The 25669-nt window shown below is 74.3% G+C and carries 18 protein-coding genes; 8 read left to right on the plus strand and 10 right to left on the minus strand.

Going from position 1 to position 25669, the window contains the following annotated elements; all coding sequences use genetic code 11:
- A complete protein-coding gene (locus CLV92_RS16865; RefSeq protein ID WP_104434653.1) occupies window positions 1–1458 on the plus strand; it encodes a sensor domain-containing diguanylate cyclase in 1458 nt (485 codons plus the stop codon).
- Between the two features lie 58 nt (window positions 1459–1516).
- On the opposite strand, the gene CLV92_RS16870 is transcribed toward CLV92_RS16865, so the two are convergent.
- The gene (locus CLV92_RS16870; RefSeq protein ID WP_104434655.1) at window positions 1517–3292 is read right to left on the minus strand and encodes a glycoside hydrolase family 13 protein; all 1776 of its coding nucleotides are present in this window, start codon (window positions 3290–3292) and stop codon (window positions 1517–1519) included.
- Between the two features lie 266 nt (window positions 3293–3558).
- Here CLV92_RS16870 and CLV92_RS16875 point away from each other — a divergent pair, with 266 nt between their 5' ends.
- Window positions 3559–4620 carry a LacI family DNA-binding transcriptional regulator gene (locus CLV92_RS16875; protein WP_104434656.1) on the plus strand — a complete coding sequence of 354 codons (1062 nt, stop codon included), beginning with the start codon at window positions 3559–3561 and terminating at the stop codon, window positions 4618–4620.
- Here CLV92_RS16875 and CLV92_RS16880 read toward each other — a convergent pair.
- The gene (locus tag CLV92_RS16880) at window positions 4583–5590 is read right to left on the minus strand and encodes a LacI family DNA-binding transcriptional regulator (RefSeq protein ID WP_104434657.1); all 1008 of its coding nucleotides are present in this window, start codon (window positions 5588–5590) and stop codon (window positions 4583–4585) included. The genes CLV92_RS16875 and CLV92_RS16880 overlap by 38 nt on opposite strands.
- Before the next feature lie 162 nt (window positions 5591–5752).
- Between CLV92_RS16880 and CLV92_RS16885 the strand changes: the two genes are divergently transcribed.
- The 3 genes from CLV92_RS16885 (at window position 5753) to CLV92_RS16895 (ending at window position 9828) form a co-directional block, all read left to right on the plus strand.
- Window positions 5753–7036 (plus strand): sugar ABC transporter substrate-binding protein, encoded by a 1284-nt coding sequence (locus CLV92_RS16885; protein WP_104434658.1) that lies wholly within the window; start codon window positions 5753–5755, stop codon window positions 7034–7036.
- A gap of 199 nt (window positions 7037–7235) precedes the next feature.
- Entirely contained in the window at window positions 7236–8879 is a 1644-nt protein-coding gene (locus CLV92_RS16890; RefSeq protein WP_104434659.1) for an ABC transporter permease subunit, read from the plus strand.
- Between the two features lie 7 nt (window positions 8880–8886).
- The gene (locus CLV92_RS16895) at window positions 8887–9828 is read left to right on the plus strand and encodes a sugar ABC transporter permease (protein WP_104434661.1); all 942 of its coding nucleotides are present in this window, start codon (window positions 8887–8889) and stop codon (window positions 9826–9828) included.
- A gap of 103 nt (window positions 9829–9931) precedes the next feature.
- On the opposite strand, the gene CLV92_RS16900 is transcribed toward CLV92_RS16895, so the two are convergent.
- Entirely contained in the window at window positions 9932–10906 is a 975-nt protein-coding gene (locus tag CLV92_RS16900) for a zinc metalloprotease (RefSeq protein ID WP_211291216.1), read from the minus strand.
- Window positions 10907–11186: 280 nt separating this feature from the next.
- Here CLV92_RS16900 and CLV92_RS16905 point away from each other — a divergent pair, with 280 nt between their 5' ends.
- A complete protein-coding gene (locus CLV92_RS16905) occupies window positions 11187–11432 on the plus strand; it encodes a DUF2630 family protein (RefSeq protein ID WP_104434663.1) in 246 nt (81 codons plus the stop codon).
- A gap of 40 nt (window positions 11433–11472) precedes the next feature.
- Here CLV92_RS16905 and CLV92_RS16910 read toward each other — a convergent pair whose 3' ends face one another.
- Window positions 11473–12237, minus strand: a complete 765-nt coding sequence (locus CLV92_RS16910) for an endonuclease/exonuclease/phosphatase family protein (RefSeq protein WP_104434665.1) — start codon at window positions 12235–12237, stop codon at window positions 11473–11475.
- 95 nt (window positions 12238–12332) lie between these two features.
- Here CLV92_RS16910 and CLV92_RS16915 point away from each other — a divergent pair, with 95 nt between their 5' ends.
- Entirely contained in the window at window positions 12333–12929 is a 597-nt protein-coding gene (locus CLV92_RS16915; protein WP_211291217.1) for a nucleotidyltransferase family protein, read from the plus strand.
- 56 nt (window positions 12930–12985) lie between these two features.
- On the opposite strand, the gene CLV92_RS22950 is transcribed toward CLV92_RS16915, so the two are convergent.
- The 3 genes from CLV92_RS22950 to CLV92_RS16930 form a co-directional block, all read right to left on the minus strand.
- Complete coding sequence (locus tag CLV92_RS22950) at window positions 12986–13930, minus strand: universal stress protein (RefSeq protein WP_104434667.1); 945 nt, start codon at window positions 13928–13930, stop codon at window positions 12986–12988.
- 61 nt (window positions 13931–13991) lie between these two features.
- Window positions 13992–14201 carry a hypothetical protein gene (locus CLV92_RS16925; protein ID WP_104434669.1) on the minus strand — a complete coding sequence of 70 codons (210 nt, stop codon included), beginning with the start codon at window positions 14199–14201 and terminating at the stop codon, window positions 13992–13994.
- A 148-nt stretch (window positions 14202–14349) separates the two neighbouring features.
- A complete protein-coding gene (locus tag CLV92_RS16930; RefSeq protein WP_104434671.1) occupies window positions 14350–17748 on the minus strand; it encodes a pyruvate carboxylase in 3399 nt (1132 codons plus the stop codon).
- Window positions 17749–18022: 274 nt separating this feature from the next.
- On the opposite strand from CLV92_RS16930, the gene CLV92_RS16935 reads away from it, so the two are divergent.
- Complete coding sequence (locus CLV92_RS16935) at window positions 18023–18667, plus strand: hypothetical protein (RefSeq protein WP_104434673.1); 645 nt, start codon at window positions 18023–18025, stop codon at window positions 18665–18667.
- A gap of 42 nt (window positions 18668–18709) precedes the next feature.
- On the opposite strand, the gene CLV92_RS16940 is transcribed toward CLV92_RS16935, so the two are convergent.
- The 3 genes from CLV92_RS16940 to CLV92_RS16950 form a co-directional block, all read right to left on the minus strand.
- Entirely contained in the window at window positions 18710–21238 is a 2529-nt protein-coding gene (locus CLV92_RS16940) for a putative bifunctional diguanylate cyclase/phosphodiesterase (protein WP_104434675.1), read from the minus strand.
- A 167-nt stretch (window positions 21239–21405) separates the two neighbouring features.
- Complete coding sequence (locus CLV92_RS16945; protein WP_104434677.1) at window positions 21406–22914, minus strand: S8 family serine peptidase; 1509 nt, start codon at window positions 22912–22914, stop codon at window positions 21406–21408.
- Window positions 22915–23023: 109 nt separating this feature from the next.
- On the minus strand, window positions 23024–25645 hold the full coding sequence (locus tag CLV92_RS16950) for a glycoside hydrolase family 2 protein (protein WP_104434679.1): 2622 nt from the start codon (window positions 25643–25645) through the stop codon (window positions 23024–23026).
- Between the last annotated feature and the right edge of the window lie 24 nt (window positions 25646–25669).

A 25669-nucleotide genomic window follows, 5' to 3' on the forward strand; every position in this document is an offset into this window, starting at 1 on the left:
GTGAGCACGTTCGAGCCCGAGCAGACCGCTGCCGAGCTGCTGGCGGAGGTGACGCGGCTGCGGGCGGAGAACGAGCGGCTGCGCCAGCGCAACGCCACGGCCCAGGCCCGTGCGGCGCAGGCCCTCAGCCGCGCCACCCGCCTCGCCCAGGTCGTCAGCGTGCTGGGGCAGCTCACGGACGTCGACGAGGTCCTCGACCGCGCGGCCAGCGAGATCGCCGAGCTGTTCGGAGCGGACATCCTCGTCATCTGGCTCGGGACGCGGGCGGACCAGCCCGCCACCGCGTGGGGCATGCGCCCCGGCGCCCCGCCCCCGGTGCTGTCCCTGTCGGAGGCCGACACCGCGCGCCTGGTGGAGGTCCCGATCCTCGTCGGCCCTGTCGCGGAGTGCTCCGTGCCGGAGGCGGTGCGCGCCTACGAGCCGGCGCACGTGGCGTGGATCAGGCTCAGCCACCGCCGCGACGACCTGGGCACGATGCTCCTGGTGCGCCGGGCGGACCAGCCCTTCGACAGCTCGGACACGCTGGAGCTGCGCGCCGTCGCCACCCGCGTCGCGCTCGCCATCGACAACGGGCGGCTGCAGCGCCGCTCGCAGGAGCGCCTGGAGCGGCTGGAGCGGCTCTACGAGCGCACCGCCCAGCTCGTGGGGATGCTCGAACTCGGGGAGATCGCCCGGCTCCTGGCATCGGTGGCCCTGCAGGAACTGCCTGTGACCGGCGCCGAGATCTGCATCGAGCGTCCCGGGGCCGGCGCCGAGCACGCGGCCTCGGGCAGCCTCGCGGGGGACGGCTCGACGGAGGGGGCCGGGGACGCCGCCGTCCGGAGGGCACCGCTGACCCTCATGGAGCCCGCGACGGGCTGGCTGGGGGTGGCGGACCTCGACGAGGACGACTCCGAGGCCGTCGACCTGCTGCACCACATCGCCGACCTCGCCAACCTCGTGGTCGGCAAGGCGTTGCTCTTCGACGCCACCCGGACGCAGGCGCAGTACGACGCGATGACCGGTCTGGCCAACCGCGCCCTGTTCATGGACCGGCTGGAGGAGAGCCTGCAGCGCGCCCGGCGCTACCAGCACCTGGTCGGGCTCATCTTCGTCGACCTCGACAAGTTCAAGCAGGTCAACGACACCCTGGGCCACGCCGCCGGCGACGAGCTGCTCGTCACCGTGGCGCACCGCCTCCGGGACGCCGTGCGGGCGACGGACACCGTGGCACGCCTCGGCGGTGACGAGTTCGTGGTGCTCTGCGATCGGATCGACAGCACCGAGAACCTGCGGGTCCTCGCCGGGCGGCTGAGCACCCGGGTGCAGGAGCCGGCGACGATCGCGGGGCAGGAGATGCGGCCCGGGGCGAGCATGGGGGTCGCCGACACGGAGACGTCCGGCTACGAGTCAGCCGTGCTGCTGGCCGGGGCCGACGCGGCGATGTACGAGGACAAGGCCGACCGGCGCAGGCGCTGACGGGCCCCGCGGGGTCGAGGGGCTCCGCGGCCGGACGGCCGCGGAGCCCCTCGACGGGTCACTCGGCGCCGGCGCTGCGCGCCCGCGGGAGTCGCTGCGTGGGGGGCAGGATCCAGGCCGTCGTGTCCGGCGGCAGCAGGGTGCGACCGCGGGCGTCGGTCCCCAGGTGGTCGCTGGCGAGGAGGACGTCGGAGCCGGCCGGCAGGACGACGGGGCCGGGACCGTACGCGGTGATCACGAGGACCTCGCGGTTGCGCAGCGCCACGACCTCGGAGGGGTCGGTGTCGGCCAGCTCGACGCAGTCCAGGCCACCGGAGGCCAGGCCCAGGTGCCGGCGCAGCGCCACCGCCTGGCGGTAGAGCTCGTACGTCGACCCGGCCACGCCGCGCTGGGCGTCCAGGGCGTAGCGGCCGTAGCCCTCCGGCTGCGGCAGCCAGGCGCTGCCCGTCGGGGAGAACCCGAAGCCGGGCTCGGCGGCCGACCACGGCAGCGGGACGCGGCAGCCGTCGCGGCCCGTCTCCCGGTCGCTGCCGGCGTCGGCGGTGCGGAACCACGCCGGGTCCTGGCGCACCTCGTCCGGCATGGTGGTGTGGTCGGGCAGGCCGAGCTCCTCGCCCTGGTACAGGTAGGCGGCCCCGGGCAGGGCGAGCATCTGCAGGGTGGCCGCCCGCGCACGGCGCAGGCCGAGCTCCTCGTCGGGCTGCTCGTCGGAGGCGGCGATGCCCTTGGGCATGGAGCCGGCTTCGCTCAGGCCGAAGCGGGAGGCGTGCCGGACGACGTCGTGGTTGGACAGCACCCACGTCGTGGGGGCGCCCACGGCGTCGGAGGCCTCGAGGGAGTCGATGATCGACTGCCGGGCCTCCTCGGCGTCCCACCTGCTCGTGAGGTAGGTGAAGTTGAAGGCCTGGTGCATCTCGTCGGGGCGGACGTAGCGGGCGATGCGGGGCAGGTGCTCGATCCACGCCTCGGCCACCAGCACGCGCTGGCCCGGGTAGGTGTCGAGCAGGCGGCGCCAGGAGCGGTAGATCTCGTGCACGCCCTCCTGGTCGAACATCGGGCCGGTGCCGCTGTCGCGGGAGCCCTCGACCATGGCGGTGTAGCCGCTCCAGTCGGGCAGGCCGTCGGCCTTGACGAGGCCGTGGGCCACGTCGACGCGGAAGCCGTCGACGCCGCGGTCCAGCCAGAAGCGCAGGATGGACTCGAACTCCTCGTGCACCTCGGGGTTGGACCAGTCCAGGTCCGGCTGGCGGGAGTCGAACATGTGCAGGTACCACTCCCCCGGCTCCCCGTCGGGTCCGGTGGTCCGCGTCCACGCCGGTCCCCCGAAGATCGACTTCCAGTTGTTCGGGGGGAGCTCGCCCGCGGCGCCGCGGCCGGGGCGGAAGATGTAGCGGCCGCGCTCGGCGCTGCCCGGGGCCGCGGCGAGGGCCTGGCGGAACCAGGCGTGCTCGTCGGAGGTGTGGTTGGGGACGAGGTCGATGATGATCCGCAGGCCGAGGGAGTGCGCCCGGCCGAGGAGGTCGTCGAAGTCGGTGAGGGTGCCGAAGAGGGGGTCGATGTCGCGGTAGTCGGCGACGTCGTAGCCGGCGTCCACCTGCGGCGAGCGGTAGAACGGCGAGATCCAGACCGCGTCGACGCCGAGCTCCGCGAGGTGCTCCAGGCGCGAGGTGATGCCGGGCAGGTCGCCGATGCCGTCGCCGTCGGAGTCGGCGAAGGAGCGCGGGTACACCTGGTAGACGACGGCAGTGCGCCACCACTCCGCCCCGGGGGTGGCAGGGTGGACCGGGTGGAGGTCGACCCACGGGGCGGTGGAGACATCGAGCAGGGCGTCCATGGTGGTCCTCCTGGGAGCGCTGGAACCTCGCCGCGGCGTCGTCGCCGCCGGCGCGCGACCCGGCGCGCTGGAACGGCGAGCCAGGTGGGGACGGGGGCCGTGGTCGGCGTTCCCGCGAGAGAAGCAGGACACACCCGCTCACCCGGGTGCGCCAAACCTCGCGCTGAAAACCTTGCAAGCGATCCGACAGGGCCGCAAGATGTTGCAATCGAACGGTGCCGCACCGCACCGCCGGGCACCCCGGCCGAGCCTGACGGGGAGATCGGATGACACGCCGGCGCACCAGCCTCGCCGACATCGCGGCCCGCGCAGGGGTCAGCCAGGCGACGGTCAGCCGCGCCCTCAACGGCCGGCCGGGCGTGGCCCAGGCCACCCGCGAGCGCATCGCCGCGGCGGTGGAGGGCCTCGGCTACCAGCGCCTCACCGTGCCGCAGGCGCACCCCGCGGGCCTCGTCGGCGTCGTCGTCCCGGAGATCGACAACCCGGTCTTCCCGGCGCTCGGGCAGGCCGTGGGGCGGGTGCTGGTGGCCTCCGGCCTGAGCTGGGCCCTGTTCTCGCAGGGTCCCGGCGGCCTCGACGAGGACCAGTGCACGACGACGCTGCTCGGCCACGGCGCCTGCGGGGCGGTGATGGTCAGCGGCCTGCACGCCGACCTCTCGGCCGACGCCTCCCGCTACGCGCTGCTGCGGGAGCGCGGCCTGGCGCTGGTGACGGTCAACGGCTACCGGCCCACCGCGGGGGTGCCGTCGTTCTCCGTGGACGACCGGGAGGGCATGACGCAGGTCCTGCGCCACCTCGTGCGGCTGGGGCACCGCCGCATCGGCCTGGCCGTCGGCCCCCCGCACTACGTCACCACGGCGCGCAAGGTGGGGGCGTTCCGGGCGGCGCACCGGGTGGTGCTCGGCCACGACGCGCCGCCAGCGCTGCTCGCGCACGCGCCCTTCGGCCTCGCCGGCGGCCGGGCGGCGGCCGGTGCGCTGGCCGCCGCCGGTGCCAGCGCGGTCGTCTGCGGCTCCGACCTGACCGCCCTGGGAGCCGTGGAGGCGCTGCGCGCCAGGGGCCTGCGGGTCCCGGAGGACGTCTCGGTGGTCGGCTCCGACGACTCCCCGCTCATGGCGCACACCGATCCGGCGCTGACGACGGTGCGCATGCCGGTGGAGGAGCTGGCCGCGGCGGCGGTGGGCGCGCTGCTGGGTCAGCTCGAGGGCGAGGCGGTGGAGCCCTCGGACACGCTGATCGCCCCGCAGCTCACCGTCCGCCGCTCGACGGCGCCTCCCGGCGCGGGCTCGCTCAGCTCGCCGCGACGGCCGTGGAGGAGCGCACGATGAGCTCGGGCCGGAAGAGGAACTCCCCCCGCGGCGTGGGGTGACCGAGGATCTCGTCGACGAGCGCACGCACGGCGGCGTCGCCGATGGCCTGGACCGACTGGCGGATCGTCGTGAGCGGCGGGTCGGTGAAGGCCATCAGGGAGGAGTCGTCGGAGCCGACCACCGAGACGTCCTCCGGGACCCGCAGGCCCCGGTCGCGCACGGCGCGGATGGCGCCCAGGGCCATCAGGTCGGATCCGCAGGCGATCGCGGTGACGCCCCGGTCCAGCAGGCGGTGGGCGGCGGCCACCCCGCCCTCGACCGAGAAGATCGTGTGCTCGACGTGGGCCTCGGCGCCCTCGCCCAGGTGCCGGCGCACGGCCGGCTCGAAGGCGGCGGTGCGGCGCTGGACGGGCCGGAAGCGCTCCGGGCCGGTGGCCAGGCCGATGCGCCGGTGCCCCAGGCCCGCCAGGTGGCTGACGGCCAGGTCCATCGCGGCGGCGTCGTCGTTGGACAGGCACGGCACGTCGAGGCCCTCGACGAAGCCGTTGACGAGCACGATGGGCAGCCGCCGCTCGTGCAGGGCCACGTAGCGGGAGGCGTCGCTGGTGGTGTCGGCGTGCAGGCCGGAGACGAAGACGACTCCTGCCACGCCGCGGTCCAGCAGCATGCGCAGGTAGTCGTCCTCCTGGATGCCCCCGGGGGTCTGGGTGCACAGCAGCGGCATGTAGCCGCTGACGACGAGTCCGGTCTCGATGACCTGGGCGAAGGTGGGGAACACCGGGTTGCTCAGCTCGGGGACGATCAGCCCCACCAGGCCCGCGGCCGATTCCCTCAGCCGGGACGGGCGGTCGTAGCCGAGCACGTCCAGGGCGGTGAGGACCGCCTGGCGCGTGGCCTCCGACACACCGGGCCGGTCGTTGAGGACGCGACTCACCGTGGCTTCGCTGACGCCCGCCTGTGCCGCCACGTGGGCGAGTCGTGCAGTCACGCTCCGGAAGGTAGCGCACCCGTGGGCCTGAAATCTGCCTGCAAGCCGCTTCCGGTTCCTGCAATTTCTTGCTACGTTTCGCGTGTTCTGACGACGGGGTCGGACTCGAACGATCGAGCCGCTCCCCCGGGTCCCACCCCCACCGCCACGTGGAGCTCCCCCATGACCACCTCCTCGAAGCTGCTGCGCACCCTGGCCCTCACCGCCTGCCTCGGCCTGTCCGTCACCGCGTGCGGGTCGAACGGGGCCCAGCCCGCGCAGAACGAGCCCAGCTCCTCCTCCACCAGCACCCCCAGCGAGAGCGAGACCGGCGCCCCCGAGCGCGCCGGCGCCGACCTCGTCATCTGGGCGGACGACCTGCGCGCCAAGGCCCTGAAGGGCGTCGCGGAGGAGTTCGGCGAGGCCAACGGGATCACCGTCGCGGTCCAGGCCGTCTCCGAGGACCTGCAGACCAACTTCGTCACCGCCAACACCGCGGGCAACGGCCCCGACGTCGTCGTCGGCGCCCACGACTGGATCGGCAACATGGTCCAGAACAGCGCGATCGACCCGCTGAACCTCCCCGAGGCCCAGCAGGCGGAGTTCAGCGACATCGCCCTCAAGGGTGTGACGTTCGACAGCAAGACCTACGGCGTCCCCTACGCGGTCGAGTCCATCGCCCTCTTCCGCAACACCGACCTCGTGCCGGACGCCCCCGCCACCGTCGAGGACCTCGTCGCCAGCGGCAAGGCCTCCGGAGCGGAGAACCCCCTCTGCCTGCAGCAGGGCCAGGAGGGCGACGCGTACCACATGTACCCGCTCTACAGCTCCGCCGGCGGCTACCTGTTCGGCCAGACCCCCGAGGGCGACTACGACCCCACGGACCTCGGCGTCGGCGGCCCCGGCTCCATCGCCGCCGCGGAGAAGGAGGCGTGGCTGGCCAAGGAGGGCGCGCTGAAGACCTCCATCACCGGCGACAACTCCATCTCCCTCTTCGCCGAGGGCAAGTGCGCCTACCTGGTCTCCGGCCCCTGGGCCACCGCCGACGTGAAGAAGGCGGGCATCAACTACGCCCTCAGCCCCATCCCCGGCTTCGCCGGCATGGAGCCCGCCCAGCCTCTCACCGGCGTCCAGGCGTTCTACGTGGCGAGCAAGGGCAAGAACAAGGCCTTCGCCGAGCAGTTCCTCCTCGACGCCGCCGCCACCCCCGAGACGATGGACGCCCTCTACGAGGCGGAGCCCCGCCCCTCGGCCCTGAAGGACGCCCTCGCCAAGCAGACGGCCGCCGACGCCGACACCGCGGTGTTCGCCCAGGCCGCCGAGGGCGGGCAGATCCTCCCCGCGATCCCGGCCATGGCCGGTGTCTGGGAGCCCCTGGGCAAGGCCCACGCCGCCATCATCAACGGCGCCGACCCCGCGCAGACCATGACCTCGGCCGGCGACGCCATCCGCGCCGCCATCGGCTGACCCGAGCCCCGAGGCTCCTCAGCGACCGTCCGCCGCGCTGCGTTCCCCGCGCGCGGCGGGCGGTACTCCAACTCCCGGGCGGTGGCCCTGATCTGGACCGTCCTGATCAGGGTCACCGCCCGGGTCGCACCACCCCCGGTGCCCCCGCGCCCTCCCGCCGGCACCACGGCCGCCCGCACACCCGAGGTGAGACAGCCCCATGCCCGCTCGCACCCATGCTCCGACGGAGGCGTCCCTCCCGCGGACCGCCACCGCCGGGACCGGCCCCGACGGCCCGGGCCGGAAGCCGGCCCCCGCGCACCGCTCGCTGTCCGCGACCACCATCGCGATCCGCGTCGCACTCCTCGGAGCCGTCGCCGCCGTCGTGGTCTGGCTCGTCCCGGTCCTGGTGGCGCAGGAGCGCTGGATCGGGCTCGCCGGGCTGCTCCTCGGCGCCGCCGCCCTCGGGGCCGTGTACTCCACCAGCCGCCTCGTGCCGGCCAAGTACCTGCTCCCCGGCACGCTCTTCCTGCTCGCGCTGATCATCTACCCGATCATCGCCACGCTGCAGCTGTCGTTCACCAACTTCGGTGACGGCAAGCGCGGCACCAAGGAGGAGGCGATCGCGAGCATCATCGGCAGCTCGGTCGAGCAGCTGCCGGACTCCCCCGTCTACGCCCTCAGCGTCGGCACCCAGGGCTCGACGACGGACGGGCCGTTCACGTTCTTCCTCGTCGACGCCGAGTCCGGCGAGGTCAGCAGGGGTGACGCGGAGGGACTCGTCGACGTCCCCGCCGACGAGGTCGAGGTGGCCAAGGGCAGGGTCGTCGAGGCCGACGGCTACACCATCCTGACCCCCCGCGAGGTCAACGCCGCAGGCCCCGTCGTGCAGGAGTTCACGGTCCCCACCGAGAACGGCGCCATCCGCGCCCAGGGCGTGGCCCGCGCCTTCGAGGGGCGCACCGCCCTGCAGTACGACGAGGCGGCCGACCGGATCATCGACACCCGCACCGGCGAGAGCTACGGCATCGGCCTCGTCGGCGACAGCGAGTTCTTCGTCAAGGAGGACGGCGCCCCCGCCTTCTCCCAGAGCTGGCTGCAGGGCGTCGGCACCGCCAACTACGAGCGCATCTTCACCAACGACGTCATCATCAAGGACTTCCTGCGCATCTTCGCGTGGACCCTGGCGTTCGCGGCCCTGTCGGTGGGACTGGCGTTCGGGCTGGGTCTCGCGCTCGCCGTCATCCTCAACGACAGCAGGATCCGCGGGCAGCGGCTGTACCGCTCGCTCCTGATCCTGCCCTACGCGGTGCCCGCCGTGATCGCGATCCTGGTGTGGTCGAGCTTCTACAACCGCGACTTCGGCCTCATCAACGAGACGCTGGGCATGCGGCTGGACTGGTTCGGGGACCCGTGGCTGGCGAAGGCCGCGATCCTGCTGACGGGCACGTGGATGGGCTACCCCTACATGTTCATCGTCTGCACCGGAGCGCTGCAGTCCGTGCCCTCGGAGCTGCGCGAGGCGGCCGTCATGGACGGCGCCCGGCCGTTCACGGCCTTCCGCAAGATCATCCTTCCGCTGCTGATGGTCCCGGTCGCGCCGCTGCTGGTGGCGTCCTTCGCCTTCAACTTCAACAACTTCAACCTCATCGCGCTGCTCACCGAGGGCGGCCCGTTCACGGCGGACAACCCCTACGCCGGCGGGACGGACATCCTCATCAGCTACACCTACCGGCTGGCCTTCGGCGGAGCCGGCGCGCAGTTCGGCTTCGCGGCGGCCGTCTCGGTGCTGCTGTTCATCCTGACCGCTGTGATCGCTGCCGGGCAGTTCCGCGCCACGCGCGCGCTCGAGGACGTGAACTGAGGACACCATGACGACTCCGATCACCACCCCCGGCACGGCGATCGCCGGCACCACGGCCGCCTCCCTCGGCTCCCCCACCCCGGCCCCCAGGCGCCCGGACCGCGCCCGCTGGGTCCGCGAGGTCGGCTGGCGCCACCTCGTGGCGCTGGCCGCCGTGGCCTTCGCGATCTTCCCGCTCCTCTTCGTCGTCTCGGCGTCGCTGAACCCGATCGGGACGGTCGCCAGCACCAGCATCATCCCCCGGCAGATCAGCTTCGAGAACTTCACGCGGCTGCTGTCCGGCGAGCGCGGCCCGTTCCTGCGGTGGTACCTCAACACGCTGATCCTCTGCACCCTGGTCTCGGCGGCGCAGGTCCTGTGCAGCGCCCTGGCGGCCTACGCCTTCTCCCGCTTCCGCTTCCGCGGGCGGCGCACCGGCCTGCTGGCCCTGCTGCTGATCCAGATGTTCCCGCAGTTCCTCGCGGTGATCGCGCTCTTCTCGATGTTCGCGGGCATCGGGGAGATCGTGCCGGCGCTCGGGCTGAACTCCATCCTCGGCTACGGCCTCGTGCTGATGGGCGGGGCCCTGCTGCAGGTGTGGCTCATCAAGGGCTTCTTCGACACCGTGCCCCGCGACCTCGACGAGGCGGCGATGCTGGACGGCGCCAGCCACGCGCAGGCGTTCTTCCGCATCATCCTGCCGCTGGTGACGCCGATCCTCGCGACCACCGGGCTGCTCGCCTTCATCGGCGTGGCCAACGAGTTCATCATCGCGAGCATCTTCCTCACCGACGCGGAGTCGAAGACCCTGGCGACCGGCCTCTACGGGATCATCGACGGTGACCGCAGCAACAACCTCGGTCTCTTCGCGGCCGGTTCGGTGCTGTTCAGCATCCCCGTGATCATCCTGTTCCAGTACCTGCAGCGCTTCATCACCGGCGGTCTCACCGCGGGCGCCGTCAAGGGCTGAGCGTCGACCGCCCGCACGGGCGCGGAGGAGGGACCGGGGGCCGGTGGCGGCCCCCGGTCCCTCCTCCGTTCCGGGCACGAGCAGCCGGACCGCGGCGCCGGGCTCACAGCACCGGCACGCACTCCCCGCGCCCCAGCTCCGCCAGCCCCGCCAGGTCGCCCGGCCCGAAGGTCACGACCTCGCTGCCCGACGCGTGCATGAGCTGCCCCGGGTCCTCGACGTGGCCCAGGCCCACGACGTGCCCGAACTCGTGCAGCACGATCGCCCGCGCCCGCTCCTCACTCCCCGGCGCGGCGAGCAGCTCGCCGAAGACGGTGGCGTTCAGCTCCACCGTGCCGCTGACGTACACCCACGCACCGTCCGGTGCCGTCACGGGACGGGGGGCCGCCCGGCCGCCCAGCCCGCGCATCTCCGGCTCCTCCGCGGGGGTCGACCACACCACGAGCACCGGCGCCCAACGGTTCCCGTAGCGCTCGGGCTGCAGCGGTGCGCGCTCCGCGGACGGCGCCTCGTCCGTGACCCCGTCGTAGACGAAGCGCAGGCCGGTCGCCGCCGCCACCTCGTCCAGCGCGCCGGTGAGCAGCGCCTCGGCGCCGGGCGGGGCGCCGTCCGGGCGCATGACGACGTGCACCGGCCGGCACGGGTCCCAGGCGATGGGGGTCGTCCCGTCCCGTTGCAGGTGCGCCGGCATCCAGCCCGCGCCCGACGCGGGGGCGTGCTCCGCCGGCCGCGCCGGCGCCCCCTGCCGGGGACCCGGCCCGCTGCGCGCGGGGACGGCACCGTCCGGAGCGTCCGGCAGCACCCCCGCCCCCGAGACCGCGACGATCCCCGCGAGCAGCGCCAGGCAGCCGACGCCGAGCGCCGCGGTGCGCCGGCGCCTGCGACGCCGCCCCCGGGGACCGGCACCGCCGTACGTGGGCGCCGACCGCCACCCGCTGCGCTGGGGCGCCCTGCCCGTCGCCTCGTCCAGCACCCACTGCGGCACGCGCCCCGTCGGGGACCGCGGCACGTCAGGCAGGCCGTCCCGCCCCAGGCGGGGGCGGACCGGGGCCTCGAGGTCTGCGTACCGGGGGTCCACCGCGATGCTCCGCTCCGCTTGGGCGACGTCGTCCCGCCCGGCCGTCGCGGCGGGAGGGGCCGGCCGGGGCAGCGGCCGACCCTCGCAGGATGGCGGCGCCGCGACCGGGCTCCGCACCGCAGCCGTACCGGTTCACCCGCCCGGCGCCACCGGCTCCCCCACCCGGGTGCCCGCACGATCACGGCGCGCCACGGCGGCGCGGAGGTCATAGCGTGCTGTGCGGACCCGGCACCGGACCGCCCGCCACGGCGGCCGGCGCCCCGGACGACAAGGAGGCACGATGGACGAGAAGCAGCTCCTCCAGCGCATCCAGGAACTCGTCGACGAGGAGCACCGCCTGCGCCAGCAGCTGCAGGACGGGCAGATCGACGAGTCCGAGGAGCACGCACGCCTGCGACAGGCGGAGGAGCAGCTCGACCAGGCGTGGGACCTGCTCCGCCAGCGGCGCGCCCGCAGGGACGCCGGCCTCAACCCCGACGACGTCGACCCGCGTCCCGTCCCCGAGGTGGAGGACTACGAGCAGTAGCCCCCGCGGCTCAGCGCGGCCCGGGTCGGCGCGACCCGGGTCAGCGCAGGTCCACCACGAGGGGCCGGTGGTCGGACAGCGGAACGCAGGGGGCCTCCGCCGCCGCGACCTCGCCCACGTCGCCGCGGGCCAGGACGTGGTCCAGCTGGCGGTGCGGTGCGTGGGCCGGGAACGTCGGGACCTGCGCCAGCGAGCGCAGGCCCGTGACGCGCTCCGGCTCGCCGCTGTCCATGTTGAGGTCCCCGGTGAGCAGCAGCGGCTCCGGGCAGCACCCCGACACCGCGCGCATCAGCCGCCGCAACTGCCAGGAGTTCCACCGCGGCACGAACGACAGGTGGGTGTTCACCACGGTGATGAGCCCGCGCGGCCCCTCGACGACCGCTGCGACCGCCACGCGCGGCTCGTCGTGCGCGAGGACGGGCCAGCGCCTGTCGGGGAACTTCACCGGCATGCGCGTCGGAGGAGCCGGCAGGCGCACCGTCTCCCAGGAGTGCACCGGCAGCCGGGACAGCAGGGCGATCCCGTAGGTCGCCGAGCCGGGCTGCTCGTCCCCCGTCGCGGCCATCCACGTGGCCCCGGGAGTTCCCCTCAGCGCCGCCACGAACTGGTGCTCCGGCGCCCCCATCGCCTCGGCCGCCACGGCCGTCAGGTCCGCGCCGAACGAGCGCGGCTGGTCCCGGTCCACCTCCTGCAGCCCGAGGACGTCGGCGTCGAGGTCCTTCACCGCCGCCGCGAACCTGTCGAGGTCGACACGGTCGTCCTCGGGGGACCGGCCGTGGAGGATGTTGAACGTCGCCACGCGCACCCGGCCAGTCTGCCCCGCGCGAGCGCGGGGTGCCCTCCCGAACGCGCTGCCGCGCTGGCCGAGCGGGCCGGTGCCCCGTCGGGGAAGATGCTGGGGTGACGCAGCTCGAACAGGTCGTGCAGGAGCGCAGGGCCCTGCGGGAGGCCCTCAAGCGCACCGCGGTGGCGCTGAAGCGCAGCGATCTCGGCTTCTGCCTCTGCGGTGGCTACGCGGCCTGGGCCCGCGGGGGGCCCGAGTCCGAGCACGACGTGGACTTCCTCATCGCCGAGGACGACGTCGACCGGGCGATCGAGGTGCTGCGGGAGGCCGGGCTGGAGGTGGAGCGCCCGCCGGAGGACTGGCTGTTCAAGGTCTGGACGGACGGCGTGTTCGTCGACGTCCTGTTCCGCCTCGCCGGAACGCCGGTCGACCGGGAGCTGGTCCAGCAGGCCGACGAGCTGGAGGTCCTCTCCGTGCGGATGCCGGTGCTGCGGGCCACGGAGCTCTTCACGTCGAAGCTGCTGGCGCTGTCGGAGCACTTCTGCAACTACTCGCGGATGCTGCCGGTGGCCCGGGCGCTGCGCGAGCAGGTCGAGTGGGACCGGGTGCGCGCCGATGTCGACCACCACCCCTACGCCGCGGCGTTCCTGTTCCTCCTGGAGCGCCTCGACGTGCTGCCCCGCACCGAACCCGGCTCGCCCTCCGCCGCCTGACCGCTCCCGGTCCGGCCGCTCCGCGAACCAACCCGTCCGACCCGGGCGGCTCGCCCTCAGCGCTCCTGCGGCACCGGCTCGGCGGGCAGGGTGAGCGTGCGGTCGCCGGGGAGACTGATCATCCGGTAGCCGCCGAGCCCCGCGTACTGCGGAGGCACGATGGCCACCGGCGCCGGCAGCGAGCGCACGGGGACGTCGTGCAACCCGACCCGCCCGAGCACCACCAGGTCACCGGCCACCGCGCGGTGCTGCAGGACGTCGCGCAACCGCCCCTCCGCCAGTTCGCTGCGGGCGGGACGGCGCAGGACCGCGTCCAGGGCGGTCGCCGTCCGCCGGTGCCGGGACAGCGCCTCCTCGTGCGCCCGGCTCCGCTCGGAGTCGTGGTCGATCAGGCGCAACGGTCCCACGCCCCAGGGCGTCACCACCCGGGCCCGGACCCGCCCGGTCCGCGCCCGCAGAGCCGCCCAGCGCCCCACGGCCTCGTCGTCGTCCGCCATCACGAGCAACTGGCGCACCGGCGCGTCGACCACGGCGGGGCCGACCACGACCAGCGGGCACGGGCAGTTGCGCACCCCGCCCCGCAGCACGCGGCCGGAGCCGAAGCCCAGGGGTCCGAGGCGCCGCCCCGCACCGAGCACCAGGACCCGGCTGCCTGCGGCGGCGTCCATCAGGGCCACGGCCGGATCACCCCGCACGCTGCGCACCACGACGTCCGGTTCGCGTCCCCCGCTGCTGCGGCGCTGCTCGGCGAGCGCCTCGCGCACGGTCGAGGATGCGCCCGTGACGTGGCCACCGGGCATCCGGGGCAGGCCCAGCAGGTTCGGCGGGTCAACCGCCACGACGTCGAGCCCGCACCCCCAGGTCTGCGCCTCGCGCAGCGCCCACCGCAAGGCGGCCCGGGAGGCCTCCGACCCGGAGTAGCCCACCGTCAGCGGTGCACCGCCGCCCGGGGCCGCGCCGGCCGCGCTCGTCTGAGGACCGCTGAACTCCGGACCGGTCATGGCCCCTCCACCCTCGAACCGACCGGTGGCCGCCCCCTCGGGGGGACGGCCACCGGTGTCGCTACGGCACCTCGTGTGCGTAGTCGTCCTCGTCGAGGGGCACGGGCTCTGGTCGCTCCGGGTCCTCGAGGGGACGGTCGGCCGCGTCGGTGACGTCGGGTTCCGCGGGCAGATCCTCCGCGGGGTCCTCCACCATCACCGGCGGGGCGGGTGCGTACTCCTCGGCATCCCAGGGGATGCCGTCGATGTTCGTCAGCGGGTCCAGCGGCACGGCGCCTCCTCTCGCAGGCCGTCGGCGGATCTCGTGCACCACTCCTCGGATCGGCTGCCAGGTCTCACGGCCTCCTTCGATGGTGCTCCCGTCGGCGCTGCACGGCAAGAGGAACGGCACGACCGATCCCCTCGCCGCGCCGGCGGGACTAACCCACCACGACGATCAGGTCACCGCCCTGGACCTGCGACACCTCCGGCACCGCGATCCGGCTGACCCGGCCGGCGACGGGCGTGGTGATCGACGCCTCCATCTTCATCGCCTCGATGGTCGCCACGGCCTGCCCGGCCGCCACCTCGTCGCCGACGGCGACCCGCACCGTCACCGCACCCGCGAAGGGCGCAGCGACCTGCCGCGGGTCGGTGGGGTCGGCCTGCTCGGCCTCCTTGACGTCCGCCTCCACCGAGCGGTCGCGGACCTGGACGGGGCGCAGCTGCCCGTTGAGGGTGGTCATGACCGTGCGCATCCCCCGCTGGTCGGGGTCGGAGACCGCCTCCAGCCCGACGAGCACGTTCACGCCCCGCTCGAGCTCCACGACCTCCTCGCGCCCCGTCTGCAGGCCGTGCAGCCAGGCGGGGGTGCGGATCACCGAGACGTCGCCGAAGTCGTGGCGGCTGTCGGCGAGCACCTTCGTGGGGCCGGGGAAGAGCAGCCGGTTCAGGGCCTCCCGTCGCGGCCGGCCCGGGCTCTGCAGGTCCTCGAAGTCCTCCTCGCTGGGCACGACCTCCCGGACGGTGACGTCGCGGCCCTCCAGGGCGCGCGTGCGGAACGGCTCGGGCCAGCCCCCGGGAGGGTTGCCGAGCTCGCCGGCGAGGAAGCGCACCACGGAGTCGGGGACGTCGAACTTCTGCGGGTCCACCGCGAACTCGGCCGGGTCGGCACCGACGGCGACGAGGTGCAGCGCGAGGTCGCCGACCACCTTCGAGGAGGGCGTCACCTTCACGAGGCGCCCGAGGATCCGGTCGGCGGCGGCGTAGGTCTCCTCCACCGCCTCGAAGCGGTCCGCCACACCGAGGGAGATGGCCTGCTGGCGCAGGTTCGACAACTGCCCGCCGGGGATCTCGTGGCGGTACACCCGCCCCGTCGGCCCGGGCAGCCCGGACTCGAACGGCGCGTACACCTTCCGCACCGCCTCCCAGTACGGCTCCAGGGCGCCCACCGCCTGCAGGGAGATCCCCGGGTCGCGCTCGGTGAACTCCAGCGCCGCGACCAGCGCCGACAGCGACGGCTGGCTCGTGGTCCCCGCCATCGGCGCCGATGCCGCGTCCACGGCGTCCACCCCCGCCTCCACCGCAGCGAGCAGCGTCGCCAGCTGCCCTCCGGCGGTGTCGTGGGTGTGCAGGTGCACGGGCAGGTCGAAGCGCTCCCGCAGCGCCGCCACCAGCGTGCGCGCAGCCGGCGGGCGCAGCAGGCCCGCCATGTCCTTGATGGCGAGCACGTGGGCGCCCGCGGCCACGATGCGCTCGGCCAGCCCCAGGTAGTAGTCGAGGGTGTAGAGCCGCTCCGCGGGGTCGGTCAGGTTCCCCGTGTAGCAGAGCGCCACCTCGGCCACCGCGGTGCCCGTGGCGCGCACGGCGTCGACGGCCGGGCGCATCTGCTCCACGTCGTTGAGCGCGTCGAAGATGCGGAACACGTCGATCCCCGTGGCGGCGGCCTCCGCCACGAACGCCTGGGTGACGCTCGCCGGGTAGGGGGTGTACCCGACGGTGTTGCGGCCCCGCAGCAGCATCTGCAGGTTCACGTTCGGCACGGCCTCCCGCAGCGCGGCGAGGCGGTCCCACGGGTCCTCGCCGAGGAAGCGCAGCGCCACGTCGTACGTCGCACCGCCCCACGCCTCGATGCTCCACAGCTGCGGCGTCAGCCGGGCGACGGCGGGGCCCGCGGCCACCAGGTCCCGGGTGCGCACGCGCGTGGCGAGCAGGGACTGGTGCGCGTCGCGGAACGTGGTGTCGGTGACGGCGACGGCCGTGGCGGCGCGCAGGTCCGCGGCGAACCCCTCCGGTCCGAGTTCCGCGAGGCGCTGGCGGGAGCCGGGCGGCGGCGCCGCGGCGAGGTCGACGGCGGGCAGCTTGCCCGAGGGGTCGGGGGTCCCGCGCGGCGGCCCGTAGGGCCGGTTCACGGTCACGTCGGCGAGGTACTGCAGCAGCTTCGTGCCGCGGTCACCGGACTCGTTGCCGCGCAGCAGGTCGGGGCGTTCGGTGATGAATCCTGTGGAGACGTTGCCCGCGAGGAAGTCGGGGTCCCCGAGCAGGTTCAGCAGGAACGGGATGTTGGTGCGGACGCCGCGGATGCGGAACTCCGCCAGGGCCCGGCGGGAGCGGCGCACCGCCGTGGGCAGGTCGCGCCCGCGCGCGGTGAGCTTGACCAGCATGGAGTCGAAGTGCGGGCTCACCTCCCCGCCGGTCTGGGTGGTGCCGCCGTCCAGGCGGATGCCCGCGCCGCCCGCGCTGCGGTAGGCGGTGATCCGGCCGGTGTCGGGGCGGAACCCGTTCGCGGGGTCCTCGGTGGTGATGCGGCACTGCACCGCGACGCCGTTGACCCGGATCGCCTCCTGGCGGATGCCGAGGTCGGCGAGCGTGGCCCCCGAGGCGATCCGCAGCTGGGAGGCGACGAGGTCGATGTCGGTGACCTCCTCGGTGACGGTGTGCTCGACCTGGATGCGCGGGTTCATCTCGATGAACACGTGCTGCCCCGCGCGCTCCCCCACGGTGTCCAGCAGGAACTCCACGGTGCCGGCGTTGACGTAGCCGATGGCCCGGGCGAAGGCCACCGCGTCGCGGCACAGCGCCTCCCGGACGGCGGGGTCGAGGTGGGGGGCGGGCGCCATCTCGACGACCTTCTGGTGCCTGCGCTGCACCGAGCAGTCCCGCTCGAACAGGTGCACGACCTCACCGGTGGCGTCGGCGAGCACCTGCACCTCGATGTGCCGGGGGCGCAGCACCGCCCGCTCCAGGAAGACCGTCGGGTCGCCGAAGGCGGCAGCGGCCTCCCGCATGGCGGCGTCGAGGGCCTCGCGCAGCTGCCCGGGCTCCTCGACCCGGCGCATGCCGCGGCCGCCACCGCCCGCGACGGCCTTCACGAACACCGGGAAGCCGATCTCCTCGGCGGCCGCGACGAGCTGCTCCGGGTCGGACGAGGGCGCCGAGGAGGGCAGCACCGGCAGGCCGGCCTCGCGGGCCGCCGTGAGCGCGCGGACCTTGTCGCCCGCCAGCTCCAGGACGTGCGCCGGCGGGCCGACGAAGGTGATCCCCGCCGCGGCGCAGGCCCGCGCCAGCGCGGGGTTCTCCGACAGGAAGCCGTAGCCGGGGTAGACGGCGTCCGCCCCGGAGTCGCGGGCGACCCGCACGATCTCGTCCACGTCGAGGTAGGCGCGGACCGGGTGCCCCTCGGTCCCGATCGTGTAGGCCTCGTCCGCCTTCAGGCGGTGCTCCGAGCCGCGGTCCTCGTAGGGGAAGACCGCGACGGTCCGCGCTCCCAGCTCGACAGCCGCCCGGAACGCCCGGACGGCGATCTCGCCGCGGTTGGCCACCAGCACCTTGGAGAACACGCATGCTCCTTCCGGGCGCACCGTTGCGCCGGCGTCGACGAGCCGACGGCCGCCGGCGGCCACCCGTGCACGGTCCGCCCCGCGGTGGACGCGGCGGTGGTCACCGGTGACCTCCTCGGCCGAGATGGCCCCATGATGACGTGAACGTCAACCGCGGCGCCGGGCACCCCCCGGCCGGCCCCTGCGCCGTCCGGGCGACACACCCGCCGCGACGGCGCGCGCTGCGGCGCGAAGGCGCCTAGGGTTCTTGTTCCCCGCAGCGAGGAGGCCGCAGGTGCTCACCATCCGCACGTCGATGCCCGACTACCTGCAGGGCTGCCGCGCTGCGCTGGGCAGCCTGCTGCAGCTCGTGCAGCAGGAGCGCCGCGAACTGGGCATCGCCGAGGAGCGGCTGGCGCGGCTGACCGCCGAGGTGGTCAGCGAGTACGACACCGGGCAGGACCTCGACCTCGGCGAGGAGGACCCCGACGAGGTGATGCGGGCGGCGACGCGGCACACCGAGGGGTACTGGCTGGCGGGCGGCCACACGGACGAGGTCCGCAGGCACCTCGTGCACGCCCAGGTCGACGTCACGGCCCACCGGGAGGCCGCCGCGGCCGCGGCGGGGGCGGTGCTGCAGATCGCCGAGCAGGGACTGCTGCTGGTCCACGGCAGCAGGGAGCACGCCCTGGGGCACGGGCGCCACGTGTGCACGGGGCAGGCGCTGAGCACGGTCGTCCTCGCGGCGCGGGAACAGGCCGCCCAGCGCCCCGGCGACCACCCGAGCCCGGGCATCGCGCCCTGCTTCGCCGCCCTCGCCGAGCAGGTCGACGCGTCGTTCGCGGAGCACCGGCACCGGCGGATGAGCACGGCGGTGCTGCAGCTGCTGGAGTGGGAGACCCCGGACGACGTCGCCCGCGACCTCCTCGCCGCCGGCTGACGCGCCCGGTCCCGGGAGCCCGGTCGGGGCCTCGGCCGGTGCTCAGACCGCGCGCAGGGACCTCGGCACGGCGCGGGAGCGCTGCTCGTACCAGGTGAGGAAGTCGGAGACGGGCATCGCCCTGGCGAGGTGCCAGCCCTGGACGAGGTCGCAGCCCATCGCGGTGAGCAGGTCCCACGCCTCCTGCTCCTCCACACCCTCGGCGACCACCCGCAGGCCCAGGTGCCGGCCCAGGTCCACGATGGAGCGGACGATGGGCACGTCCCCGCCGCCCTCGCGCAGGCCCACGACGAAGCTGCGGTCGATCTTGACTTCCTGCACGGGCAGGCGCTTGAGGTAGGACAGCGACGAGTAGCCGGTGCCGAAGTCGTCCACGGACAGCCGCACGCCGAGGGCGCGCAGCTCGTGCAGGATCGCCACGGAGCGCGCCGGGTCGGACATCACGGACCCCTCCGTGACCTCCAGGACGAGCCGGTCGCCTGGCACGCCGTAGCGCCGCAGCAGCCGGGCGACCTCCTCGACGAGGTCGGAGCCGCGCAGGCTCCGGGGGGACAGGTTCACGGCGACGCTGACGTCCACGCCCCGGCTGCGCCACTGCGCGGACGCGGCGAGGGCCACGTCCAGCACCCGCGACGTCAGGGGGCCGATGAGACCGCTGCGCTCGGCCACCGGCACGAACTCCTCCGGCGACACCTTCCCCAGGACGGGGTGGTCCCAGCGCACCAGCGCCTCCACGCCGACGACCTCGCCGGTGGTCAGCAGCGCCTTGGGCTGGACGTGGACGTCGATCTCGCCCCGCTGCAGGGCGGCGCGCAGCTCCCCCACCATCGTGAGCCGGCGCGGGGTGGCGGTGTCGATCTCGGGCTCGTAGAGGCACAGGCCGCGGCCGGAGGCCTTCGCCTCGTACATCGCCACGTCGGCGCGCTTGAGCAGCGTCGCGGGGTCGACGGCGTGCTGGGGGGCGAGCGCGACCCCCAGCGAGCCGCCCACCTCGACCTCCATGCCGTTCAGCTCCACCGGCTGCTCGAGGGCGGCGAGGATGCGCCGGCCGACGCCCTGCGCCCGCTCGGCGTCGGCGCCGGGCAGGAGCACGGCGAACTCGTCGCCCCCGAGGCGGGCGACGGTGCCCGCGGACCCGACCGCGTCGGTCAGGCGCGCGGCGACCTCGACGAGCAGCTGGTCGCCCTGGTGGTGGCCGAGGGTGTCGTTGACGTCCTTGAACCCGTCGAGGTCGAGCAGCAGCACCGCCGCGCAGCCGCTGCGCCGGTCCCGCACGTCGTCGAGGGCGGCCACGGCGAGGCGCTGCAGCTCCGCCCGGTTGGGCAGGCCGGTGAGGGCGTCGTGGAAGGCGTCGTGGCGGAGGCGGTCGACCAGCTCCCCGTTCTGCAGGGCGGTGCTGGCGTGGTTGGCGACGGTCTCCAGCAGGAGGACGTCCTCGGGGCTGAAGGTCCGCACGTCGCCGAGGCGGTCGGCGACGACGAGGGCGCCGACGATGCCCGCCCCGCCCCGCAGCGGGACGGCGACGGCCTCCCGCACCCCCTCCCGCTCCAGCCAGCGGTGCTGCGCGGCGTCCCGCGTCCCGCGGGGCATGAGGACGGGCGCGCCGCCGTCGACGACCGCGCCGAGCAGCCAGCGGTCGGCGGACTGCTCCACCTCCTCGGAGCGGCGCAGCCGCCCGCCGACGTCGAGGCGCACCCGCGCGATGCTGCCGCCGGGCGTCACGAACGCCGCCTCGGCCTGCTCCGCGTGCAGGAGGTCCTTCGCCTCGGTGAGGACGCTGGTGAGGACCTCGTCGACGCCGGGCGAGCTGGTGACGGCCTGGCTGAAGCGGAAGATCCTCTCCAGGCCGAGGTGGCGGTCGTGGAGGGCCGAGTAGGCGCGGTAGGCGATGAGCATGACCCCACCGGCACCCGCGAGCAGGAGAGCGCTGCGGGGGTCCGCGAACAGGCACGTGACAGCGATGAGGGCGAGGGTGATGCCCATCGGTGCGGTACGCAGGCCCGCGATGGTCACCCACAGGATCGAGCCGATGCGCGCGTCACCCTCGTGGACTGCGATGACGAGGCCGAGGCCGACGAAGGAGAGGGCCTGCGCGAGCAGGACGGCGACGTAGGCCGCTCCCCAGGAGAGAGGGTCCAGACCGTCGGCCCAGGTGGTGACGACGGCGAAGGCGGCGACGGCGACGCAGGTCTCGAAGCCCACCAGGGCGAGGTTGAACGTCGTCTTCAGCACTGGTGACCGGCGGATGAGGACGAAGACGAGAGCGGATCCGACCACCCGGCCGACGAGCAGGTCGGCCGGAGCCGCGAGGAAGAGCCCGAGCACCAGGGGCAGCTCGCTGATCGAGACGGCCGTGGCCTCCCGCTTGATCTGCAGGTCGAGGCTCACCGCCTCGACCGCGGCGAACACGAGGGCCAGTGCCCACCAGGGGACCGGCAGGAAGGGGAGATGTGCGGGTTGCCCCCACTGCGGCGCACCCAGCCCGGCGCCTGCGAGGAGCAGCGCGGCGATGAGGGCCAGAACGAGGAACGTCTCGCGGGAGGGGCGGAGGTAGCGCTCTCTCACGAGCATGCCGACTCCTTCCACGCGACGCCGGTCCGTCTGGTCCTTCCGCTGGTTCTCGGCAACACCGGTGCGCTCCCGAAGGGCCTGCCGCGAATCCCACCCGCTCGGACGCCAAGAGGGGCGGGGAGGTGGATTTCCCACCCTCCCCGCCCCTCGCACCAGGCATCAGCCCGTCACGACCAGCCGGCACTCGCCAGCGTGCTGCTCTTCCAGGTGACGCCGGTCCACGTCCCCTCCTTCCAGGTGACGCCGGTCCACCCCCCGTCCTTCCAGGTCACGCCCGTCCACCCGGCGTCCTTCCAGGTCACGCCCGTCCACGTCGTGCCCGCCCAGCTCGTCGTGGGCCAGGTGGTGCCCGACCACGCGGAGCCGGTCATCGTCGCGCCCATCCACGTGCCGGCGTCCCAGGCGGTGAGCTCGTCGGTCGCGGACGCCCACGCGACGCCCTGCCAGGGCCGGCCGAAGATGTCGACCTCGCCGCTCAGCGCCACGCCGTTGAAGCTGACGTGGGAGCTGCCGCGGGAGAGCTCCACCGAGCCGGTGCCGGTGGAGGCCGCCGTGGGTGCCTGCACAGCCAGCGGCACGGGCAGCGTCTGCGCCCGGCGCACCCCCGTCAGCCCGTTGCCGCGGTGCTGCACGGGCGTCGAGCTGAACGGCGTGGAGGTGTTCATCAGCAGGCGCTTGACCTGGTCGGGGGTCAGCGAGGGGTTCTCCTGGAGCAGCAGGGCCACCTCGCCGCTCACCACGGCGGCGGCCTGGGAGGTCCCGGACGCCCTGGCGAAGCGGGTGCCGGCACGCGCCAGCGGGTTGCGGACGTCGGCGTAGCCGCCGGGGACCCGCAGCCCGTGGACGGACACGCCCGGGGCGACGACGTCGACGTGGCGGGTGTTGTCCCCGCGGGTGCCCCAGGCGGGGACGACGTCGTCGGCGGCGCTGAGGGTGCCGCGGGTGTCGTCGGCGCCGACGGCGATGACGTACGGGCTCTGCGCGGGGTTGGCGAGGACGCGCTTGTCGGAGCCGTCGTTGCCGCCGGCGACGACCACGACGATGCCCTTGCGCCAGGCGTTCTCCACGGCGTAGGCGAGGGGGTCGACGGCCGGGCTCTGGAGGGAGTCGGTGCCGTAGGAGAGGTTGATGACGCGGATGTTGAGCCCGGGGTCGTTGCGGTGCTCGACGACCCAGTCGATGGCGGCGATGACCTGGGTGACGTCGACCGCGCCGTCGTGCGCGCCGACCTTGACGTTGACGAGGGTCGCGTCGGGCGCGATGCCGTTGAAGCGCGAGGACTCGGCGTAGGAGGCCGGCCTCCCCGCTCGGTCGCGCCCGGCGATGATCGACGCCAGGTGCGTGCCGTGCCCGTAGCCGTCGAGGTGGGCGAGGTTGGGGTCCTGGCTGTCGAAGGACAGGTCGGGGCCGTTGACGACGTTTCCGGTGTTGAGGCCGGGCACCCGCGTGACGCCCGTGTCGATGAGGGCGACGCCGATCCCCTTGCCGGCGAACCCGGCGCGGTAGGAGTCGTGCGCACCGACGGCGGCGGCGATGTGGTGGAGGGAGCCCTTGTGCCCGGGGTCGTACCCGAGGGTGCTGGCGCTGGCGGGTGCGGCGGCGCTGAGGAGCACGGCGAGGGTGCCGGTCATCGCGACGGCGGCGCGGGCGGCCTGGAACCTGCGGCGGGCGCTCATGCGAGCTCACCGCTGATCTTGTGCGACATGGATCTCCTCGCGCTCCGGCCACGGCCCGTCGTGCTGTCACGGGCAGCCACCTGGGCAATCACATTTGGTGATTGAAGACTCACAGAGCGTTCGAGGTAGATCCAGGACCCTCACTCCTCCGCAGCAGGGGCGTCCCCCGAACGGCAGGTCCGGCCACCTCACCCCCGTCCGCCCCGCGGCGCCCCCCGGACAGCGCGAGCACCCCCTGCAGGTGGGTGACCACCCACGGGGCGGTCACCGCGGCCGGGTCCAGCGCCTCCGGGCAGCGCACCCGCACCACGGCCGTCTCCCCCGGCAGCAGGCTGAGGAAGCCCTCGCTCGCCCACGCCGCCGGGTGGATGCGGTCGGCCTGCACCAGCACCTCCCGCGCCGGCGCCGCCGCGGACAGGTGCACGTCGAGGCCGCCGGGGACCGCCTCGGCACGGACCCGCAGCCGGGGGTCCGGGAGCTCGAGCTCCCCGTCCGGGGCGGCGAACCACCAGGAGCGGCCACCGTTGCCGGCCGTGGCCACCAGGAACTCCCGCTGCGGGGACGCCGGCACCGCCAGCTCCGCCGGGACGTCCGCCGTTCCCACCGCGCGCGGCGGGACGCTCACCGTCAGCGTCCGCCGCGCGAGGACCCCGCCGTCCGTGCGGTGCCGGGCGAGGTCCACGCGCGCCTCCCAGACCGCGTCGGTGTCGTTGACCACCGCCACGACGAGGCCGTCCCCGCGCGGCTGCAGCGTCAGCGTCCGGTCGGCGTACAGCTCCCGCAGGGCGTGGTAGAGCGGCTTGAACCGGCCGTCCCCGTCGATGGCCGACCACGAGGTGACGGGCCAGAGGTCGTTGAGCTGCCACAGCACGGTGCCCGCCGTGTGCGGCCAGGAGGCGCGCCAGTGCCCGACGCCGGTGGCGACGGCCCGCACCTGGTTGAGCTGGGTGAGGTAGTGCCACGCCTCCGTCGTCGCCGGCGGGGGGAAGTGCGGCGCGAGGCCGCGCTCCAGCTTGCCGTTGCCGTCCTCCGCCTTCTGGTGGTGCAGGACGCCCGGCGACGTCGGCAGCATCGGCTCGTCGGTGACCGCGCGGCGCAGGGTCGTCCAGGCCGGTGGCGCCTGCCAGCCGAACTCGGAGACGAACCGGGGGGTGCTGTCGCGGTAGTGCCCGTAGTCCTGCCGGTTCCAGACGTCCCACGAGTGGAAGGTCTGGTGGTCGGGATGGTTCGGCCCGTGCTCCCAGGAACCGGACCAGGGGCTGCCCGCGGTGTAGGGGCGGGACGGGTCCAGCTCCGCCACGATCCGCGGCAGCACGTCCAGGTAGTAGCGCTCCCCCCAGCTGGCATCGCCGCCGGGCATGGCGGTCCAGCCGCTGGGCTCGCGCAGCCACAGGTTCTCGTTGTTGCCGTTCCACAGCACGAGGCTGGGGTGGGAGGCGAGGCGGGTCACGTTGTCCACGGCCTCGGCCACCACCTCCGAGGCGATCGGCTCCTCCTCGGGGTAGCAGGCGCAGGCGAAGAGGAAGTCCTGCCAGACCATCAGGCCCAGCTCGTCGCAGACCTCGTAGAAGTCGCGGCTCTCGTAGAGGCCCCCGCCCCACACCCGGACCAGGTTGACGTTCGCGTCCACCGCCTGCCCGAGCAGGCGGGCGCAGTCCTCGCGCGTGGTCCGGGCCGGGAAGACGTCCTCGGGGATCCAGTTCACGCCCTTGGCGAAGACCTCCCGGCCGTTGACGGAGAGCACGAAGCGCGACCCCGCCGCGTCGGCGGAGGTGTCGAGGACCACCGTGCGGAAGCCCGTGCGCCGCCGCCAGGTGTCGAGCACCCGGCCCGCCCCGTCCAGCAGTTCCACCTCCAGGTCGTAGAGGGGCTGCTTGCCGTAGCCGCGCGGGTACCAGGCCGCGACGGAGTCCACCCGCAGCTCCGCCTGCACGGTGCCGGTGCCGGCCGCGAGGTCCAGCACGCCGACCACGCGCCCGTCGACGCCCACCCGGGCGCGCAGGTCGCGGTCCCGGCCGCTCGCGGCGCGCTCCACGTCGACACCGATGCGCAGGCGCCCCGCCCCGTCGGCGTGCCCGTCGCCCGCGGCGTGCTCGGCCAGGGGCCGCACCGACGCGATCCGGGCAGTGCTCCACCCCTCCAGTCGCACGGGGCGCCAGATGCCGGCGGTCACCAGCGTGGGACCCCAGTCCCAGCCGAAGCTGCACGCCATCTTCCGGACGAAGTTGAACGGCTCGGAGTAGGCGCCCGGGCGCGGCCCCAGGACCGCCCGCCAGTGCTCCGCCTCCGTGTAGGCGGAGGTCAGGTGCACGGCCAGCTCCGCCGCGTCCCCGCCGACCAGCAGTTCCGTGACGTCGAAGCGGTGCGTCCGGTGCATGTTGCGCGTACGCCCCACCACGTTCCCGGCCACCTCGACGCGCGCCACGGTGTCGAGGCCCTCGAACACCAGGTCGAGGCGCTCGTGGCGGGGCCCGTTCCAGCGCACACCTCGGCGGTAGCACCAGTCGGTGCGGCCCACCCAGGCGACGTCGAGCTCGTTGCGGTCGAGGAAGGGGTCGGGCAGCCGGCCGTCGCGCAGCAGGTCGGTGTGCACGGACCCGGGCACGGTCGCCGGGACCGTGGTGCCGGCCAGCGCGCGGGCGGCGGGAGGCAGGCCGGCACCCGCGCCGGTGTCTCCTCCCGGGTCCACGGAGAGGGTCCACGAACCCCCGAGGTCCTCAGCGATCAGCACGTCTGGTCCTTCCGGTCGGGTGGG

Origin of the sequence: Kineococcus xinjiangensis (assembly GCF_002934625.1) — a bacterium.
GTDB lineage: Bacteria > Actinomycetota > Actinomycetes > Actinomycetales > Kineococcaceae > Kineococcus_A > Kineococcus_A xinjiangensis.